The organism is Halomonas kalidii (genome assembly GCF_030010475.1).
GTDB lineage: Bacteria > Pseudomonadota > Gammaproteobacteria > Pseudomonadales > Halomonadaceae > Halomonas > Halomonas heilongjiangensis.
Window position 1 is genome coordinate 1 of record NZ_JASCQN010000042.1, and the last position, 18,897, is coordinate 18,897.

Here is an 18,897-nt window from a genome sequence, read left to right on the forward strand (position 1 = left end):
GACTACTACCATATCCATCACCCCTACCAGGTCGACATGGCCGAGGGGCGCGCCACGCCCGAACAGATCCGTGGCTGGGTGGCCAACCGCTTCTACTACCAGGTGATGATTCCGCAGAAGGACGCCGCGCTGCTGGCCAACTGCCCCGACGCCGCCACCCGTCGGCGCTGGATCCAGCGGCTGCTCGACCACGACGGCCACGACGACGACGCCGGCGGCATCGAGGCCTGGCTGGCGCTGGGCGAGGCGGTGGGCCTGACCCGCGACGAGCTGTGGTCCCAGGAGCATGTGCTGCCGGGGGTGCGCTTTGCGGTGGACGCCTACGTCAACTTCGTGCGCCGTGCCAGTTGGCAGGAGGGGGCGATCTCCTCGTTGACCGAGCTGTTCGCCCCGAAGGCCCACCAGAGCCGGCTCGACACCTGGCCGATCCACTATCCATGGATCGACGAGGCCGGTTACGGCTACTTCCGCAAGCGGCTCAAGGAGGCGCGCCGCGACGTCGAGCACGGCCTGGAGGTGGCGCTGGCGGTGTGCACCACGGTCGAGACCCAGCGGCGGGCGCTGGAGATCCTGCAGTTCAAGCTCGACGTGCTGTGGTCGATGCTCGATGCCATGACGCTGGCCTACCAGCTCGGCCGGCCGCCCTACCACAGCGTCACCGACCGGCGCGTCCATCATCGGGGGCTGGCATGAACGCCGCGACCGTCTATCGGCTGAAACCCGGCTGGCGGCTGCAGTGGGAGGAGGCCCAGGGGCGCCATGTGCTGCTCTACCCGGAAGGGATGGTGCAACTCAACGACAGCGCCGGCGCCGTGCTCGGCCTGCTCGACGGTGAGCGTGATCTGGCCGCGGTGCTCGCGGTGCTGCGCCAACGCTACCCCGAGGCCGACGATGGCCTGGAGGGCGACGTCCACGACTTCGTCGCCGATGCCCTGCACCAGGGCTGGATTCGCGAGATGGAGGCGACATGAGTGCTCCCCGCATGACGCCTCGCGAGCACGCGGCCGGCGCCCCGCTATGGCTGCTCGCCGAGCTCACCTACCGCTGCCCGCTGCAGTGCCCCTACTGCTCCAACCCGCTGGATTTCGCCGCGCACCGCGGCGAACTCTCCACCGACGAGTGGTTCGAGGTAATGCGCCAGGCGCGCGCCATGGGCGCCGTGCAGCTGGGCTTCTCCGGCGGCGAGCCGCTGGTCCGTGACGACCTCGAGGCGCTGGTCGCCGAGGCCCGCCGTCTGGGCTTCTACAGCAACCTGATCACCTCGGGGCTGGGCCTCGACGAGGCGCGCATCGAGGCCCTGCGCGAGGCCGGCCTCGACCATATCCAGATCAGCCTGCAGGCCGCCGACGACGACCTGGCCGCGGCGCTGGCGGGGTCGCGCAGGGCCCATGCCAAGAAGCTGGCCATGGCGCGGGCGGTCAAGGCCGCCGGCTACCCCATGGTGCTCAACGTGGTGCTGCACCGCCACAACATCGACCAGATCGGGCGGCTGATCGCGCTCTGTGACGACCTTGGCGCCGACGCCGTGGAGCTCGCCAATTGCCAGCACTATGGCTGGGCGCAGCTCAATCGTGCCGGGCTGTTGCCCAGCCGCGCCCAGCTCGAGGTCGCCGAGGCCACCACCGCGCGCTGGCGCGAGCGCCTGGCCGAGCGCGGCCGCGACATGCGCCTGCTGTTCGTGGTGCCCGACTACCATGAAGACCGCCCCAAGGCGTGCATGGGGGGCTGGGGGTCGATCTTCATGACCGTGGCCCCCGACGGCACGGTACTGCCCTGCCATAGCGCCCGCGACCTGCCGATGCGGTTTCCCCGTGTCCACGAGCATTCGCTGGAGACGATCTGGTACCAGAGCGCCGCCTTCAACCGCTTCCGTGGCGATGCCTGGATGCCGGCCCCCTGCCGCGACTGCGACGAACGCCACCAGGACCACGGCGGCTGCCGCTGCCAGGCCTACCTGCTGACCGGCGACCCCACCGCCACCGACCCGGTGTGCGGCCTGTCGCCGGATCACCACCTGATCGAGGCCGCCCGCGCGGAGGCCGACGGCGACGCCCGGGGCCTCGGCGAGCTGGTGTCCCGCAATGCCCGGGAGTCGCGGGTCTTCTGCCGTGGCTGAGAGGGGCGGGGGGTGAGACGATGGATGTAGGGCGGCACGCCGAGGGATCGCGTAGTCTCTTGTCGATAACAATATCGAGAGGCGGGACAGCGCCATGTCGCATAGCATCGCCCAACTGCGCAAGTTCGTGGCCCCGGAGATCATCTTCGGCGATGGCTCCCGTCATGCGGTGGCCAACTACGCCCAGACCTTCGGCGCCGACAAGATCCTGCTGGTCTCCGATCTCGGGGTACTGGCCGCCGGCTGGGTCGACGAGGTCGAGGCCGGCCTGACGGCTGCCGGGATTCCCTGCCAGCGCTTCCTGCAGGTGTCGCCCAATCCCCGCGCCGAGGAGGTCATGGCCGGGGCCCGGGTCTACCGCGACCACGGCTGCAGCGCCATCGTCGCGGTGGGCGGCGGCAGCCCCATGGACTGCGCCAAGGGGATCGGCATCGTGGCCGCCCACGATGGCCATATCCTCGACTTCGAGGGCGTCGACACCATCCGCGTGCCGATCCCGCCGCTGATCTTCATCCCCTCCACCGCCGGAACCTCGGCCGACGTCTCGCAGTTCGCGATCATCTCCGACCCGCTGCGGCGCATGAAATTCTCCATCGTCAGCAAGGCGGTGGTCCCCGATGTCTCGCTGATCGACCCCCAGGTCACCCTGACCATGGATCCGTTCCTCACCGCCTGCACCGGGGTCGATGCGCTGGTCCACGCCATCGAGGCGTTCGTCTCCACCGGCAGCGGCCCGCTCACCGACAGCCACGCCCTGGAGGCCATGCGCCTGATCAACGGCCATCTCGAGGCACTGGTCGCCAACCCCCAGGACGGCGAGCTGCGCGCCCAGGTGATGCTGGGCAGCATGCAGGCCGGCCTGGCCTTCTCCAACGCCATCCTCGGCGCGGTGCACGCCATGTCGCACAGCCTCGGCGGTTTCCTCGACCTGCCCCATGGCCTGTGCAACTCGATGCTGCTCGAGCATGTGGTGGCCTTCAATTTCGAGGCCGCGCCGGAGCGCTTCACGCGGGTGGCCGAGACCCTGGGCATCGACTGCCGCGGGCTCGGTCCACGGCAGGTCAGGCAGCGGCTCATCGACCACCTGGTCGCCCTCAAGCGGGCGGTCGGCCTCAACGGCACCCTGGGCAGCGCCGGGGTGCGGATCGGCGATGTGCCGTTCCTCACCGAACACGCCATGGAGGATCCCTGCATCCTGACCAACCCGCGCCGCTCCTGTGAGCGCGACGTCGCCGTGGTCTACGAAGAAGCGCTGTAGGAAGACCGATGAAGAAACCCTCCGACCCCGGTGGCCTCTCGGTCAGCGACCTCATCGGCCTGGGCAGCCAGTCGGCGCGCAAGAGCTACTATCCCGAATTGACCGCCCGCATGGCCGAGCTCGAGGCCGAGCGGAACCGCTACAAGTGGTTGTTCGAGAACGCCCTGCACGGTATCTTCCAGGCCTCGCTGGCCGGGGGGGTGCGCGCCGCCAACCCGGCGCTGGCCCGCATGCTGGGCGACGACTCGGTCGACGCCACCCTGGCGCGCTGTACCACCCTGGCGGCGCTGTTCGTCGACCCGGAGGATGCCGCCGAGCTGCAGCGTCGGGTCGTCGCCGAGGGGCGGGTCGTCGGCTATACCACCCGGCTGCGCGGACAGCGCGGCCGCGACGTGCCGGTGGCCATGACCCTGGTGCAGAAACCGTCGTCGGATGACGAGCCCCTGGTCGAGGCCTTCGTGGCCGATATCACCGAGCGTGAGCAGGCCCGCCAGCGGCTGATGCAACTCAACGAGCAGCTCGAGGCCCGGGTGCAGGAACGCACCGAGGCCCTGGAGCGGGTCAATGCCGAGCTGCGCCAGGAGATCGCCGAGCGGCGACGCATCGAGGCCGAGTTGCGTGAGGCGCGCGACGCCGCCGAGCAGGCCAATCGCAGCAAGGATCGCTACCTGGCGGCCGCCAGCCACGACCTGCTGCAGCCGATGAACGCGGCACGGCTGCTGGTGGCGACCCTGCTCGAGCGGCCCCTGGACGGCGAGGTGCGCGATCTTTCCGAACGCATCCACCTGTCGCTGGAGGGCGCCGAGGACCTGCTCACCGACCTGCTCGACATCGCGCGGCTCGATCACGATCGTATCCAGCCACAGCCCGAGACCTTCGCGCTGCGTGAGCTGACCGCGAGCCTGGAGGCGGAATTCGTCTCGCTGGCCGGCAGCCGAGGGCTGACGTTTCGTCATCGCGTCGTCGAGGCCTGGGTGGTCAGCGACTTCCGCCTGCTGGGGCGGGTACTGCGCAATTTCCTCTCCAATGCCTGCCGCTATACCCGGCGTGGCGGGGTGCTGCTGGGTACCCGCCGGCGTGGCGATACGCTGTGGGTCGAGGTGTGGGACAGCGGCCCCGGCATCCCCGCGGATCAGCGCCGGGCGATCTTTCGCGAGTTCCACCAGCTCGGGACATCCCGCGCCCGCGACCGCCAGGGCGTGGGGTTGGGGCTGGCGATCGTCGAGCGCATCGTGACTCGCCTGGGACACGAGGTCGCGGTGCGCTCCTGGCCGGGGCAGGGCTCCTGCTTCGCGGTCGGGGTGCCGCTGGGGGCGGCGGCCGAACCGCGCCATCCGCCGGCGGCGTCCGTGGCGATAGGGCACGACCTGGCCGGCAGCCGGGCGCTGGTGGTGGACAACGAGCCCAGCATCCTGTCCAGCATGCAGGGCCTGCTCGAGGGGTGGGGCATGCACTGTGACCTGGCCTTCGACGCCGGAGAGGCGCGGGTGTCGCCCCCTCCGGACGTGTTGCTGGTGGACCTGCATCTCGACGACGGGCTCACCGGCGATGTCCTGATCCAGCGCCTGCGCGATCATTGGCAGTGTCCGCTACTGCCGGCGGTGATCATTACCGCCGATCGCAGCGATCACTGGATTCAACGCCTGCGGGCGGCGAACCTGCCGGTGCTCAACAAGCCGCTCAAGCCCGGCAAGCTGCGTGCCGTGCTCAGTCAATTGCTGGGTCAGGCGCACTGAGCCATCCTGCGCGACCACGACGCTGCCTCCTCCCTTGGCATGGTGCGGGGGACTCTTGAGGAGGGCGACGCAGGAGGCATGGCCCGTGCGGCGACCTCGGTACGGGCCCCTCCGCTGGCTCCCGACGGGACCGCCGGACCTGGCACCAAGGCAGCAGAGGAGTCGCTCCACGGCAGCATGGTGGCGGGTCGCGCCGCTCTCGATACTCCCTTCCCGGGGCCGCATCCGGCGGCCCGTCAACGGGCAAGGGAGAACCATCGTATGCGTCCTATCACCCCTCTGGGGTTCAGCCTCGCGACCCTGCTGGTCGCCACCAGCTATGCCGCCCAGGCGGATATCGTCCTCTACGATCGCGATGACACCACCTTCAGCGCCGATGGCTATATCAACGCCTTCTACGTCAACACCGAGGTCGATTCGGCCGACCCCGCCGGCGACCGCCGTCAATCGCGGGTCAAGATGGGCTTCCTGCCCAACTGGATCGGCTTCAATGCCTCGCGCCACGTCGGCAGCCTGGAGCTGGGGGCGCGGTCGTCGTTCTGGGTGACCATCAACGACAGCGACGACAACGGCACCGAGACCGGCATCGATGTGCGCCAGTTCTATGGCACCATCGGTGGTGACTGGGGGGAGGTGCTGGTGGGCAAGGACTTCGGCCTGTTCGCGCGTTCCAATGTCTTCCTCGACCAGCTGCTGTCCGGCTACGGGCAGGTCAGCGATACCCTGGGGCTGGTCGATTTCGGCGGCGTCTCGTTCGGTAACATCGGCTCCGGCTATCCCTATCCCTTCCCCACCGCCCAGATCACCTACCGCACGCCCAAGGCCGGTGGCCTGCGCCTGGCCGGGGGGATCTTCGATCCGGTGCATACCGCCGGCGAGAGCGACCTGGGACGGCGCTACGAGGAGGCGCCACGCTTCGAGTCCGAGTTGACCTGGGAGACGGCGCTGGGGGATGTCGAGTTGTTCAGCTGGTTGAACGGCCAGTACCAGACCTCCGGCAACAGCGACCCCGATGTCGAGGACGTGACCTCGCGCGGCCTGGGGTATGGGGTGCAGGCGACCCTGGGCCCGGCGACCCTGAGCGCCTCGGGTTTCACGGCAGAGGGCATCAATGCCTTCTTCACCAACAACGTGGGCAATGCCACCCTGCGTGAGGTGGACAGCGACGGCTACCTGCTGCAGGGCGGCTATCGCTTCGGTGCCACCCGGGTCGCGCTGTCGTATGGCGAGACCGAGGACGAGCAGAGCGAGATGGAATTCCGCACCCGTGGCGTGGCGCTGTTCCATGACATCAACGATTACCTGACCCTGGTCGGCGAGATCAACCGCCACGACATCGCCGCGCTGAACGGTGGTGCCAGCATCGAGCAGACCGACACCCTGGCGCTGGGCGTTGCCATGTCCTGGTGAAGCGTCTACTACCTTGGTAGTGGCGCCGGGGGCCAGGGACGGCACCCAAGTGGCATATCCAGCGAGAGGGCGGCTTCCTATACTGCGAGACACCCCGCCCTTGTTCGCCGAGACCCGCTCATGGACATCGACCTTCCGACGCCGACTGCCGACACTACCGCTCGCCAGGATGCCGTGCTGATCGCCCAGTCGCGATCCCGGGACCCGGACATGGCCGCCCAGGACCTGGCGCGCAGCCTGTTGCACCCCTGGCTGGGAGGCGTGCTGTTCTTCTGCTCGGCGGAGTACGACCTCGCGGCCCTGGGGCAGGCGCTGGAGCAGCACTTCGGTGGCGTGAGGCTGTGTGGCTGCACCACCGCCGGCGAGATCACCGATGAGGGCTATGGCCGTGGCGGCATCACCGCCATCGGGTTCGATCATCGCGACTTCGCGCTCGACTACGCGGTGATCGACGACCTCGACGATTTTTCGCTGCTGGCTGCCCAGCAGCTGACCGACCGCCTGCTCGATCAGTGCCGGCAGGTGGGCATCGCACCGATCAAGGGCCATACCTTCGCCCTGACGCTGCTCGACGGCCTGTCGGCCAGTGAGGAGCGAGTGCTGGCGACGCTCAATGCGGCGTTGGGCAGCATCCCTCACTTCGGTGGCAGCGCCGGCGACGACAATCGCCTGGCCGGTACCCATGTCTACGGCGACGGCCGCTTCCGCACCGGCGCCGCGGTGGTGGTGATGCTCAATACCGCGCTCGACTTCGAGGTCTTCACCACCCATCACCTGCGGCCACTCGCCGACAAGCTGGTGGTCACCGCGGCCGATCGCGAGAACCGCCGGGTGATCGAGCTCAATGCCGAGCCCGCCGCCGAGGAGTACGCGCGGCTGGTGGGGTGTCGGGTCGAGGAGCTCGACGAGGAGACCTTCGCCCGTCATCCGCTGGCGGTGCGCCTGCACGATCAGGCCTATGTGCGCTCGATACAGAGGGTCAACGAGGACCTCAGCCTGAGCTTCTACTGCGCGGTGGAGAACGGCATCGTGTTGACCGCCATGCGCGCCGCGCCGATTCTCGATGACCTGCGGGAGGTCCTCGACGGCATCGAGGCCCGGCTGGGTCCGCCCCGGCTGGTGATCGGCTGCGACTGTTTCCTGCGTCGCCTGGAGATCGAGTCGGACGGCAAGAGCGAGGCTGCCTCGGCACTGCTGCGCGACTATCGCGTGGTGGGCTTCAACACCTATGGAGAGCAGTGCAATGGCATGCACCTCAACCAGACCTTCACCGGAGTCGTCATTGGCCAGTCACGCCTCGGAGGCTGACGGCGGCGAGCGCGAGCGGGAGCTCGAGCACGAGATCGCCAAGCTCAAGCGCATCAACGCCGCCCTGATCGAGCGCGTCGAGGCCAGCAACCTGCCGCGCAGCGCCCCCTACGCCGCCTTCGAACACTCGGTGCTGCTCGCCGAGCAGGTGCGTGAACGCACCCAGGCACTGAACCAGACCACCCACGAGTTGCGGGCCAGCAACCGCTTGCTGGCGGAAGCCCGCGAGCGGGCCGAAACCGCCGGCCAGCACCTGGTCGATGCCATCGAGAGCATCACCGACGCCTTCGTGCTGTTCGATGCCGACCAGTGCATCCAACGGTTCAACAGCCGTTTCGCCGAGTTCTGGCGCCCGGCGGGCATCCGCATTCGCCAGGGCATGCGCCTGGAGGAGCTGCGCCGGCTGGCGCTGAGCTCGGGGCTGGTGATCAGCGAGCAAATGGGGCATCGCGACCGGCGTACCGTCTATCAACTGCACGACGACCGTTGGGTCCAGGTACATCAGCGGCCCACCCGCGGCGGTGGCCGCGTGATACTCTACGTCGACATCACCGAGCTCAAGCGTCACGAACACGCCCAGCGCGAACATGCCCTGGCGCAGAAGACGCGCTTGCTGCAGGCCACCGTGGACAGCCTCTCCCAGGGGGTGGCGGTGGTCACCGCCAGTGGCATGCTGGAGATGTGCAACCAGCGCTTTCGCGACCTGACCGGGCTCGAGTCGCTCGAGGTACCGCATCCGTTCGCCGCGCTGTGTCATTCCAGCCGACTGGTCGACGCCGCGGACGCCGAGGGCGTGACCGCGGCCTGCGAGCGTCGGCTCGAGGATGGCCGGGTGGTGGAGGTGCGCGGCCATGCCATGCCCGGCGGCGGCCAGGTGTTGACCTATACCGATGTCACCGAGCGTATCCGTCACGCCGAGACCCTGCGCGCGCGTGAACACTGGATCCGCACCATCACCGACGAACTGCCGGCGATGATCGCCTACCTCGACCGCGACCTGCGCTATGTCTTCACCAACCGCGTCTATGAGGAGTGGTACGGTTGGCCCCGCGACCTGCTGCTGGGCGGCGAGCTCATCGCGCTGCACAGCGCCGAGCATTGTGCCCGGCTGCGCCCCTACCTCGACCGGGCCCTGGCCGGGGAAAGCGTCTCCTTCGAGTTCCCGGAACAGAGCGCCAGTGGCGAACACCGGGTGCTGCTGCGCGCCTATGTGCCGCACTACGACAGCGAGGGCGAGGTGATCGGCCTGTTCGTGCTGATCCGCGACATCACCGAGCGCCGGCGTACCGCCGAGGCCCTGCACCAGGCCTACCAGAACCTCGAGCAACGGGTGCGCGAGCGCACCGCCGAGCTGACCCAGGTCAACGGCCAGTTGCGCGAGGAGATCGCCGAGCGTGCCGCCGCGGAACAGCGCCTGCGCGAGGCCAAGGCCGAGGCCGAGGCGGCCAACCTGTCGAAGACCAAGTTCCTGGCCGCGGTCAGTCACGATCTGCTGCAGCCGCTCAACGCCGCGCGGCTGTTTACCGGTGCCCTGGGCGAGCAGGACGTGGCCCCGGGGGGGCAGGAACTGATCGAGCAGATCGGCCGCTCGCTGAAGGATGTCGAGACCCTGCTCGGCACCCTGGTCGACATCTCCAAGCTCGATGCCGGGGTGGTGACCCCGGACGTCGATGCCTTCCCGGTGGCCGAACTGCTCGATGGGCTGGCTCGCGAGTACCGCCAGGTCGCGGCCAGCGAGGGGCTGGGGTTCGACTATGTGCCCAGCAGCGCGGTGGTACGCAGCGATGCCCAGTTGCTGACCCGAGTAGTGCGCAACTTCCTCACCAACGCCATTCGCTATACCGGCGAGGGGCGTATCCTGCTGGGTTGCCGGCGGCGTGCCGACGGCCTGGAGATCATGGTCGGCGATACCGGCATGGGGATCGCCACCGAGGAACTGGGGGTGATCTTCCAGGAGTTTCGCCGTTCCCATGCCGCCGGCCGGCGCCAGGATCGCGGCCTCGGGCTGGGCCTGGCGATCGCCGACAAGATCTCGCGTATTCTCGAGCATCCGCTCGCGGTGACCTCGGTTGCCGGGCGTGGTTCGTTGTTCAGCGTGCGCTTGCCCTACGGCGAGCTGGCACCGCGCAGCCAGCTTTCCCAGGCGCCGAAGGCGGCGCTGGGGGAGAACGTGCTGGAGGGGCGGCGGATCTGGGTGGTCGACAACGATGCCGATATCTGCGAGGCCATGCGCGTGCTGTTGACGCGCTGGGGGTGTCGGGTCGTGGTGGCCGACAGCGAAGCGTCACTGGCCGCCCAGGTGGCAGTGGCCACGGCCCCGGCCGACGTGCTGATCGTTGACTATCATCTCGACCGGGGCGATACCGGGCTGGCGCTCGCCGAGCGCATCAATGCCCGGCGGCAGGAGCCGTTGCCGGTGATGGCGATTACCGCGAATCACAGCGTTGAGCTCAGGCAGCGCATGCGCGAGCTGGGGTATGCGCTGCTGCACAAGCCGGTCAAGCCGCTCAAGCTGCGCATGGCACTGTCGCGGCTGGTCACCGGGCGCCCCTCGGGGTAGGCGCTCAGTGCTTGCGGAGATAGGCGCTGAAGTCGATATCGCTGGCCGAGAGGATCGCCTGGACCCGGTTGTGGACCCCGAGCTTGCGCAGGATCGCCGAGACATGGGCCTTGACCGTGGTCTCGGCGATATCGAGGTGATAGGCGATCATCTTGTTCGACTCGCCGCGGGTCATGTGCTCGAGGACCTGCAGCTGCTTGCGGGTCAGGGTCTCGAGTTGCTGAGTGGTAATGGTGTGTTCGCCGCGTGGCGAATTACGCTGGGCACCACCGCTGGCGCGGATGATGTCCGACGGCAGGTAGATGTTGCCGTCGAGGATCTGGGCGATGGCCTGGGTCATCTGCTCACGGGGCGACGACTTGGTGATGAAACCCACCGCGCCGTAGGTCACCGCCTGCAGGATCACCTGTTTCTCCTCCTCGGCGGAAATGATCACCACCGGGATGGTCGGCGCCTCGTTGCGCAGCTGGATCAGCCCCGACAGCCCGTGCATGCCCGGCATGTTGAGATCGAGCAGGATCAGGTCGAGGTCGTCGTGCTGCTGCGTCAGCGCCAGGGTCGAATCGAGATCCTGGGTCTCGAGGATCTCGGTATCGGTGAAGCCGTCGCGAATGACCCGGCCGATGGCCTCGCGGAAGAGCGGGTGATCGTCGGCGATCAGCAGTTTGTACATGGCGGAGGCCTGATTGACGTCGTTGTTGTCGAAAGTATGGGCCATGTTATTCATCACGACCTCTCCCGCGGGCATTCAGCATGGGGGCGCGCCTCGATTCGTTGTTGTGATGCCGTTCATTGAACGACATGTCGTGCACCGGTGGGAATGCCACCATTGTCTCTGTGAAGAGGCACCAAAGTACTATTCTGGCGTATGAATGCCCTTCGTTATCGTGCAGGACATGAACCGACACACTCACGCGTCATGGCATCGTGCTTGCTGGTTTGCATGGTGCCGATTCCTGGTTGCCCTGTGGGTGGGGGCAGGCGGCATGGTGCTCTCCAGTCCCCTGGCCATCGCGGGCGAGGTGCCGGTGCTGAGGCTGAGTGTCCTGCAGTTCGGCACGGCTCACTGGGAGCTGGATCATATCCAGCGTCACGGCTTGGACCGGCAGGCGGGCTTCGAGCTTGAGGTACGACTGGTGGCGCATTTGCCGGCCTCCCGTATCGCCGTTTCCAGCGGCGACGTGCAGGGCGCCGTCGTCGATCTGATGTGGGCCCAGGCCCGGTATGAGCAGGGTGAGCCTTACCTCTATCTGCCGTTTTCCTCCTCGATTGGCGAAATCCTGGTGGCCGAGGATTCCGAGATCGACTCCATCGTCGACTTGCGGGGCAGGCGAATCGGCGTGGCCGGAGGACCGGACAGCAAGGGCTGGGTATTGTTGAAAAGGGTGGCGGCCGACCGGGGCCTGGACCTGGAACGGGAAGCCGAGGTCAGCTATGCGGCCCCGCCGTTGCTCGACGAGGCCTTGCGGCGGGGGCGGATCGACGTGCTGGTCACCTACTGGCATTTTGCCGCCAGGCTCAAGGCGGCGGGCGGCGTGCGCACGGCATGGCAGATGGCCGCGCTACTGGATGCCCTGTCGCTGGACCGCGACCTGCCGGTGCTGGGCTATGTGTTTCGCGAGGAGTGGGTGCGCGAGCACCACGACCTGCTGGATCGCTTCGCCGGCTCGCTGGTCGAGGCCAAGCAGCAATTGGCCGAGGAGCCGTCACACTGGGCGGCCATCCGCCCGCTGATGCGGGTGGAAAACGAGGCCGACTTCGAGGCGCTTCGCCAGGGCTTCATTGCCGGCACCCCGGCAGCGCTGGACGCCCGGCGTATCGCCGACCTGCAGCGGTTGCTCGTGCTGACCGGGGCGTCACCGGACCGGGTGCTGCCCGAGCGGTTGTTCTACCGGGCGGATGCGTCGCGGAGAGCCCCATGAAAACCGCCCCCTGGATCCACTGGATCGCCCTGCCGGCGTCGCTGCTGATCTGGGGGCTGGTGGCCGCGCTGCTGGATACCCCTCTGCTGCCCGGCCCCCTGGCCGTGCTCCAGACCCTGTGGGGAGAAGTACAGGCGGGTGAGCTGCAGCACCACCTGGGGGTGACGCTGCGCCGGGTCCTGCTCAGCTTCGCGCTGGCCATGGCGCTGGGCACGCTGCTTGGCGTCTGGATGGGACGCGCGCCGCTGGTCGATGCCCTGCTCGATCCGCTGCTGGTGCTGTTCCTCAACCTGCCGGCCCTGGTCACCATCATCCTGCTCTATGTCTGGCTCGGCCTGGTGGAAACGGCGGCGGTGCTGGCGGTGGTGATCAACAAGGTCCCCAATGTGGCCGTGACCGTGCGCGAGGGGGCGCGCAGCCTGGACCATCGGCTGGAGCAGATGGCCGAGGTCTACCGCTTCAGTCGCTGGCAGCGCCTGGCCCATGTATGGACCCCGCAGCTGTTCCCCTACCTGATGGCGGCGACCCGGGGCGGACTGGCGCTGATCTGGAAGATCGTCCTGGTGGTGGAGCTGCTGGGTCGCTCGGACGGTGTCGGCTTCCAGCTGCACATGGCGTTTCAGGTGTTCGACGTCGCCAGCCTGCTGGCCTATAGCCTGGCATTCATCGCCGTGGTGCAGGTGATCGAGCTGGCCGTGCTGCAGCCTCTCGAGCGCCGGGCATCGTACTGGCGCCAGGCGGGAGATCGCCATGCTTGATTTGCGTATCGAGCCCACCACCTCGTGTCGTTCAGTGCTGGGCACCATCGTCACCGACATCGCCGAAGGCGATCGCATCTGCCTGCTGGGACCCTCGGGCATCGGCAAGACGACCCTGCTCAATGTCATCGTCGGGCTGGATGCGTCGGTCCCTGCCGGCGCGGTGCAGCGGGCCCCGAACCTGCGGATCGGCTACCTCTTCCAGGAACATCGCCTGCTGCCGTGGCGCACGCTGCGCCAGAACCTGCGACTGGTGGGCGTGCGTCCGCATGAGGTGGAGCCGCTGTTGGCCCAGGTGGGGCTCGCCGGGTGTGGTAATCACCTGCCGGATCAGCTGTCGCTGGGCATGGCGCGCCGTGCGGCGCTGGCACGCTGCCTGGCCGTCAAGCCGGACCTGCTGTTGCTCGACGAACCCTTCGCGTCGCTCGACCCCCAACGGGCACAGTCCCTGCGCAGGCTCATCGGCGAGCTGCTGGAAGCGCGCCCGCGCATGGCGATGATCTGCGTCACCCACGATATCCGCGATGCCGGTGAGCTGGCCAACCGGATCTGGTACCTCGATGGCCAGCCTGCGCGGCTGCAGTGGGATGAGCGGCTGGCGAGCGGCGGTGACGTGGCAGGCATTACCCGGAAGTTGCGCAGCCTGGAGCACAAGGTGGTCTGACGACCAGCGCCTCGTCCTCCGCAGGATCTGTCATGCCGGCGATGGCATCGACACCACCGGTCTTCGGGTCGAGGGGCCCGAGGCCGGTGTCGTCCTGTCGGGTGCCGTCGCCTGCGGCGCTGCCGTTGCCGAACATGCATCGTGCCAGCATGGCGGCTCGGGCCGGCGTGCTGGTGAGGGGGAATCGGGACATGACAGGAACTCCTCTCGGTGGGTTCATCCCCGGCGGCCAGCAGTCACAACGGAGTGAACGGGGCCATGGGAGAAGCCTAGGCGGATCGGGCCAGGCACCGATATATGCCGATGGTCGCGATTGACCGGTACTTAGGGACCATGCCGATGGAGGGATCGCCCGCGGGGCATGTCTCCCCCGAGCGGGCGTCACCGTCACGCCACGTTCACCGCCTGGATCCGGGCGCGACGCTGCCGTTTCTTGCGGATCAGGCTGTCCACGCACCGGGTGTCGTCCCGCAGGATCACCACACACTCCAGGCACTGGATGCACTCGTTGTAATCGATCCGGCCATCGGTGCGGATGGCGTTGATCTCACAGTGGTGCTTGCAGACCTGGCAGGGCTGGCCGCAGAGCTTGACCCGCGTAAGCCAGCTGAACAGACGGAACTTGCCCAGCACCGCCAACCCTGCCCCCAGCGGGCACAGGTAACGGCAGAAGAACTTGTGCACGAACATGCCCGCCACCAGCAGCCCCGCGGCGTAGACCACGAATGGCCAGTAGCGCCAGAAGTAGAGGGTCAGACTGGTCTTGAAGGGTTCCACTTCCGCCAACTGCTCGGCCAGGGTGAGGGAGTGGAGGGAGGTGCCGACCAGGCCCACGAGGATCAGGTACTTGAGGTGAATCAGGCGCCGGTGCCAGGCCTCTGGCACCCTGCGCTGGCGTACCTGCAGTGTCTTGCCCAGCCAGGATGCCATCTCCTGCATCGCTCCGAACGGGCACAGCCAGCCGCAGAAGAGCCCGCGGCCCCAGATGAACAGGGTAATGAAGGTAAAGGTCCAGAGGATGAAGATCACCGGGTCCAACAGGAAGGTGCCGATCTCGAAGCCGTCGTGGAGGGACAGCAGCAAGGTGAAGATATTCACGACAGAGAGCTGGCCCTGGGCGTGGAAGCCAATGAAGAACAGGGTGAAGAACAGGAAGCCCCAGCGGAATCGGTGCAACCGTTTCGGGTAGCGGCTGTAATGGCGCTGGCGGGCGAAGCACACCGTCAACACGACCAGGCTGGCCACCAGGATGGTCACCTGCAGCCAGCGCTCCTGCCACAGGCCCACCCAGGTCGGCAGGCGGTTCTGCGCCCCCGGCGCGGTCACCGCCACCCGCTCGAAGAGTTCCTGGGGCAGGTTCAAGTCGGTGCGGAAGCGGGCCCGATCCACGGTCAGGTGGTTCCTGGGCAAGGCCAGGTTCATCACCAGGCTGGCGTCGGCACCGGGGTTGAAGCCGCCACTGCCGCCCATCTTGAACAAGTGGGCCTGTTCGAAAGCCGGCATGCCGTCGGCCCGCAGGCGGGTGTCCGGGTCCAGCCGGTTCATGTCCCGCAGCTCCACCGCCAGGTCGCTCTGCTCCAGGGACAGGCGTTCGGCCACGGTGCCGGGGCGAAAGTCATCCGCTACGTGGGTGAATACGCCGTTGGACATCACCGCCAGCATCTGCTCGCCGCTCTTGAGGTTCTCGGTCAGGCGGGCGAAGGCCTCATCTCCCAGCAGGTTGCGTCCGATCATCGGAGCGCTGGCGTAGCCGTAGTAGATATCGATGGCGGCCTCCCCGGGCGTCGGTTCAGGCAGCGCCGGGTAGGCGTCCAGGGCGTTGCCGATACGGGACTCGGCTTCCTCGACCGACAGGCGCCAGTGGCCGAGGTATCCTCGTTCCAGCATCTGCTGCCACGTCAGCGGCTCGAAGAGATCCGTGGGCTGGGCAGCCGGGGCCTGGGCGAAGGCCTCCAGCTGGTCTCGGGCCACCTTGAGCGCCGACGACAGCACCGTGTCGTTGATGATGATCACCGACACGGTGGCCGAGGTGATGCCGTCGACATACACCACGCCGCCCTCGCCGTCGCTTCCGGTCTTCTTGCCGTTGACCACGATGTGTTCGGTCAGGGAACGGCCGCGGTACTGGTCGACGAAGTCGAACAGCGGTCCTTCCCCCAGGCCATGCAGGAAGACCGGCTCGTGGTGGTCCATCACTTGCACGCCGGTGAAGTGGCCGTCGACGTCGATGCCGACCAGCAGGCTGATGGGCTTGCCGGAGTAGCCGGTCAGGTCGCTGATATCACGGGACTCGTAGGCGTAACCCAGCAGTTCGTTGAGCTGGTAGACCGGATAGACGGGGTAGTCCGCGCGCTTGTCGTCAATGCGGGTGGCCTTGGGAAAGAGCTGCTGGATGCGGGCCTGTATCTCGGGCGTTGGTTCCGCCTGAAGCGGCGGGACCGGCACCAGCATCGATGCGATCAATAGCACCAGGGTGCGAGCAACTGCCATGATCATTGCCGGGCTCCCGACTTCTTGTGATGGAACAGTCGCCCTGCGGCAACGGTTCGGCTCAACACGAACGGCGAGTGTCATGATCGGCACCTCGGCGGCACAGGCGCGCGCCAGGAGCGGCGGGGCCGTCGGTCAGAGACCCTGCCCGCGCTGCAGATTGAAGGTCGCTGCCGCGATCAGGCCGAACAGCCCGGTCAGCCCCAGGCACCACAGCAGCGCGCCTACCGCCAGTTGCTCATAGAGTGCAAAGCGCACCAGTTCCACGCCATGGGTGAAGGGGTTGTAGGAGCACAGCCAGTACAGCCAGGGCCCGGCCTCCTGCATCTTCCACAAGGGGTAGAGCGCCGAGGAGAGGAAGAACAGCGGGAAGATCACGAAGTTCATCACCCCGGCGAAGTTCTCCAGCTGGCGAATGGCATTGGCCAGTACCAGACCCAGGGTGCTGAGCATCAGCGCCACCAGCAGCAGGGCCGGCAGGGCCGTGATCAGCCCCAATGCCGGTGGCCGAATGCCGTACCACCAGGCGATGGCGAGGAAGGCGTAGACCTGCACCAACGACACCAGCGAGATCGCCAGTACCTTGCACAGCAGCAGGAAGGGGCGTGACAGCGGACTCATCAGCAGTACCTTCATGCTGCCCATCTCGCGGTCGTAGACCATCGACAGCGAGCCCTGCATGCCGTTGAACAGCAGGATCATGCAGCACAGCCCCGGGGTGATGTAGACCTCGTAGACGATGTAGGTGCCATAAGGCGCCATGATCGAGATGCCCAGCACGGCACGAAAGCCGGCAGCGAAGACCACCAGCCACAGCAGGGGGCGGACCAGGGCGCTGAAGAAGCGCGTGCGCTGCTGGACGAAACGCCGCCACTCGCGACCGCTGACCCCCAGGAAGCAGTGCAGGTAGGCGCCGGTGCTCATGATGTCCCCTCCATGACGGTAGCGCCGGAGTTGGCGGTAAGGCGGTGGAAGGCCTCCTGTAGCGTATGGGTGCCGGTATGGGTACACAGCGCCTGTGCCTGGCTGTCGGCGATCACCCGGCCGGCGCACAGCACCACCACGTGATCCTGAGGGGCGATCTCGTCGAGCAGGTGGGTCGTCCACAGGACCGTCATGCCGCGTTCCCGGCACAGGCTGCGCACATGCTCGTTGAGCGCCTGGCGGCTGGCGGTATCCAGCCCCACGCTGGCCTCGTCGAGGATCAGCAGTGTCGGCTCGTGCAGCAGCGCCCGGGCGATTTCCAGGCGGCGCCGGTGACCGCCATTGAGCAGTCGCACCTTGTCGTCGGCACGGGCCTCGAGATGTTGACGGGCCAGCTCCCGGTCGCAGCGCTCGCGGGCACGACGCCGGCCCAGCCCATGCAGCGACGCATGGTAGAGCAGGTTCTGACGGACGCTGAGATCGAGATCCAGGGTCGGCTGCTGGAAGACCACGCCGAGGTGTCGCCGCACGTCGCGTGCACGTCGCGACACTGGATGGCCGGCGACGCGGATCTCGCCGCCCTGGCCACGCAGCAGCCCGGTGACCAGGGCGATCAGGGTGCTCTTGCCGGCACCGTTGGGGCCGAGCAGGGCGTGAAAGCCGCCTCGCGACAGGGAGACATTCACCCGTTCGAGCGCCTTGTGGGCCCCGTAGCAATGGCTGACACCGGCGACCTCGAGCATCGGGCCGGCCTCGCCGGTGAGGCGAGCGGCGGTGCTCATGGCGCCACGACCACGCCCCAGGGATAGCGACCGACCTCGATGGACCGGGTGACCTCGAGGCTGTCGACATCGATCACGGACACGTCTCCGCTGACGCCGTTGGTGGTCAGCAGCTGGCTCTCGTCCTCGCTCAGCGCCAGCTGCCATACCCGCCGGCCGACCAGCAGGTAATCGAGGATCTCGTAGCTCTGGGCGTCGACGACCGCCACATGGTTGGCCGGCCCGAGCGCCACGAAGGCATAGCGACCGTCGGCGGTCAGCTCGATGCCGACCGGCTGCACCTTGTCCTGATTGACGCCACGGATCTTGAAGTCCAGCGTCGTGATCTCCTCCAGCTCGTCCACATCGATGACGTGGACCGTGCCGCCGATTTCCGCGGAGGCCCAGGCAATCTTTCCGTCCCGGCTGAACTCGACATGACGGGGGCGCTGGCCGACCACCATGTTCTTCTTGATCTCGAAGGTTTCGGTGTCGATCCAGTGCAGCATGCTGGAGGTTTCGCTGGTGTTGACCGCCCATTTACCATCCGGACTGACAGCCATGCCTTCCGGCTCGACACCGACGTCGATCTGTGCCAGGACGTCCTTCGTATGAACGTCCACCACGGTCACGATGGCGTCGTCCTCGTTGGCGATGAACAGCCAACGATCGTTGGGATGCAAGGCGAACTGTTCGGGGTCTTCACCCGACGGCAGGGTATCGACGATCGTGCGGGTTTCCAGGTCCATGACCTGCACGGTGTCATCGTCGCTGGCGCAGATATAGAGCCTGGAATGATCCTTGGAGAGCAGGATGCCTCGGGGCCGCTGGCCGACCGGAATCGTCTCGACCACCTCCAGGGAGTCGACGTCGATCACCGAGATACTGTTGTCCTTTTCGTTGGAGACATAGGCCAGGCTGGCCAGGGCGGGAGCCGAGAGTCCAACCAGGGTCGCCAGCACGGAAGTGCGAAGAATATTCTTCATGTGA

Annotated in this window: 16 protein-coding genes; 11 read left to right on the forward strand and 5 right to left on the reverse strand. The window is 67.3% G+C overall.

The window, feature by feature from the left end:
* The 8 genes from pqqC to QLQ85_RS13745 form a co-directional block, all read left to right on the forward strand.
* Window positions 1-693: pyrroloquinoline-quinone synthase PqqC (gene pqqC / locus QLQ85_RS13710; protein WP_282739513.1), on the forward strand; the 693-nt coding region annotated here is incomplete at its 5' end.
* On the forward strand, window positions 690-971 hold the full coding sequence (gene pqqD / locus QLQ85_RS13715; protein ID WP_282739514.1) for a pyrroloquinoline quinone biosynthesis peptide chaperone PqqD: 282 nt from the start codon (window positions 690-692) through the stop codon (window positions 969-971). The genes pqqC and pqqD, both read left to right, overlap by 4 nt.
* On the forward strand, window positions 968-2,116 hold the full coding sequence (gene pqqE / locus QLQ85_RS13720) for a pyrroloquinoline quinone biosynthesis protein PqqE (protein WP_282739515.1): 1,149 nt from the start codon (window positions 968-970) through the stop codon (window positions 2,114-2,116). The genes pqqD and pqqE overlap by 4 nt, the downstream gene beginning before the upstream one ends.
* Before the next feature lie 94 nt (window positions 2,117-2,210).
* Entirely contained in the window at window positions 2,211-3,374 is a 1,164-nt protein-coding gene (gene ercA, locus QLQ85_RS13725; protein WP_282739516.1) for an alcohol dehydrogenase-like regulatory protein ErcA, read from the forward strand.
* 8 nt (window positions 3,375-3,382) lie between these two features.
* Entirely contained in the window at window positions 3,383-5,110 is a 1,728-nt protein-coding gene (locus QLQ85_RS13730; protein WP_282739517.1) for a PAS domain-containing hybrid sensor histidine kinase/response regulator, read from the forward strand.
* A 261-nt stretch (window positions 5,111-5,371) separates the two neighbouring features.
* Window positions 5,372-6,520, forward strand: coding sequence for a porin (locus tag QLQ85_RS13735; RefSeq protein WP_282739518.1), 1,149 nt, complete (start codon window positions 5,372-5,374; stop codon window positions 6,518-6,520).
* A gap of 120 nt (window positions 6,521-6,640) precedes the next feature.
* Window positions 6,641-7,828, forward strand: coding sequence for a nitric oxide-sensing protein NosP (gene nosP / locus QLQ85_RS13740; protein ID WP_282739519.1), 1,188 nt, complete (start codon window positions 6,641-6,643; stop codon window positions 7,826-7,828).
* A complete protein-coding gene (locus QLQ85_RS13745) occupies window positions 7,803-10,388 on the forward strand; it encodes a hybrid sensor histidine kinase/response regulator (RefSeq protein ID WP_282739520.1) in 2,586 nt (861 codons plus the stop codon). Before nosP ends, QLQ85_RS13745 begins: the two co-directional genes overlap by 26 nt.
* A 4-nt stretch (window positions 10,389-10,392) precedes the next feature.
* On the opposite strand, the gene QLQ85_RS13750 is transcribed toward QLQ85_RS13745, so the two are convergent.
* Window positions 10,393-11,061 carry a response regulator gene (locus QLQ85_RS13750; protein WP_282739662.1) on the reverse strand — a complete coding sequence of 223 codons (669 nt, stop codon included), beginning with the start codon at window positions 11,059-11,061 and terminating at the stop codon, window positions 10,393-10,395.
* A gap of 313 nt (window positions 11,062-11,374) precedes the next feature.
* Between QLQ85_RS13750 and QLQ85_RS13755 the strand changes: the two genes are divergently transcribed.
* Genes QLQ85_RS13755 through QLQ85_RS13765 form a run of 3 tightly spaced genes read left to right on the forward strand, consistent with a single transcriptional unit; the run spans window position 11,375 to window position 13,732 of the window.
* A complete protein-coding gene (locus QLQ85_RS13755) occupies window positions 11,375-12,310 on the forward strand; it encodes an ABC transporter substrate-binding protein (RefSeq protein ID WP_282739521.1) in 936 nt (311 codons plus the stop codon).
* Entirely contained in the window at window positions 12,307-13,068 is a 762-nt protein-coding gene (locus QLQ85_RS13760; RefSeq protein ID WP_282739522.1) for an ABC transporter permease, read from the forward strand. The genes QLQ85_RS13755 and QLQ85_RS13760 overlap by 4 nt, the downstream gene beginning before the upstream one ends.
* On the forward strand, window positions 13,061-13,732 hold the full coding sequence (locus QLQ85_RS13765) for an ABC transporter ATP-binding protein (RefSeq protein ID WP_282739523.1): 672 nt from the start codon (window positions 13,061-13,063) through the stop codon (window positions 13,730-13,732). The genes QLQ85_RS13760 and QLQ85_RS13765 overlap by 8 nt, the downstream gene beginning before the upstream one ends.
* 387 nt (window positions 13,733-14,119) lie before the next feature.
* Here QLQ85_RS13765 and QLQ85_RS13770 read toward each other — a convergent pair whose 3' ends face one another.
* From QLQ85_RS13770 to QLQ85_RS13785, 4 genes are all read right to left on the reverse strand, one after another.
* Window positions 14,120-16,222, reverse strand: coding sequence for a NosR/NirI family protein (locus QLQ85_RS13770; RefSeq protein WP_282739524.1), 2,103 nt, complete (start codon window positions 16,220-16,222; stop codon window positions 14,120-14,122).
* Between the two features lie 135 nt (window positions 16,223-16,357).
* Window positions 16,358-17,146, reverse strand: coding sequence for an ABC transporter permease (locus QLQ85_RS13775; protein ID WP_282722010.1), 789 nt, complete (start codon window positions 17,144-17,146; stop codon window positions 16,358-16,360).
* Window positions 17,143-17,928 (reverse strand): ATP-binding cassette domain-containing protein, encoded by a 786-nt coding sequence (locus QLQ85_RS13780; protein ID WP_282739525.1) that lies wholly within the window; start codon window positions 17,926-17,928, stop codon window positions 17,143-17,145. Before QLQ85_RS13780 ends, QLQ85_RS13775 begins: the two co-directional genes overlap by 4 nt.
* Window positions 17,925-18,893, reverse strand: a complete 969-nt coding sequence (locus QLQ85_RS13785) for a YVTN family beta-propeller repeat protein (RefSeq protein WP_282739526.1) — start codon at window positions 18,891-18,893, stop codon at window positions 17,925-17,927. The genes QLQ85_RS13780 and QLQ85_RS13785 overlap by 4 nt, the downstream gene beginning before the upstream one ends.
* Window positions 18,894-18,897 lie beyond the last annotated feature (4 nt).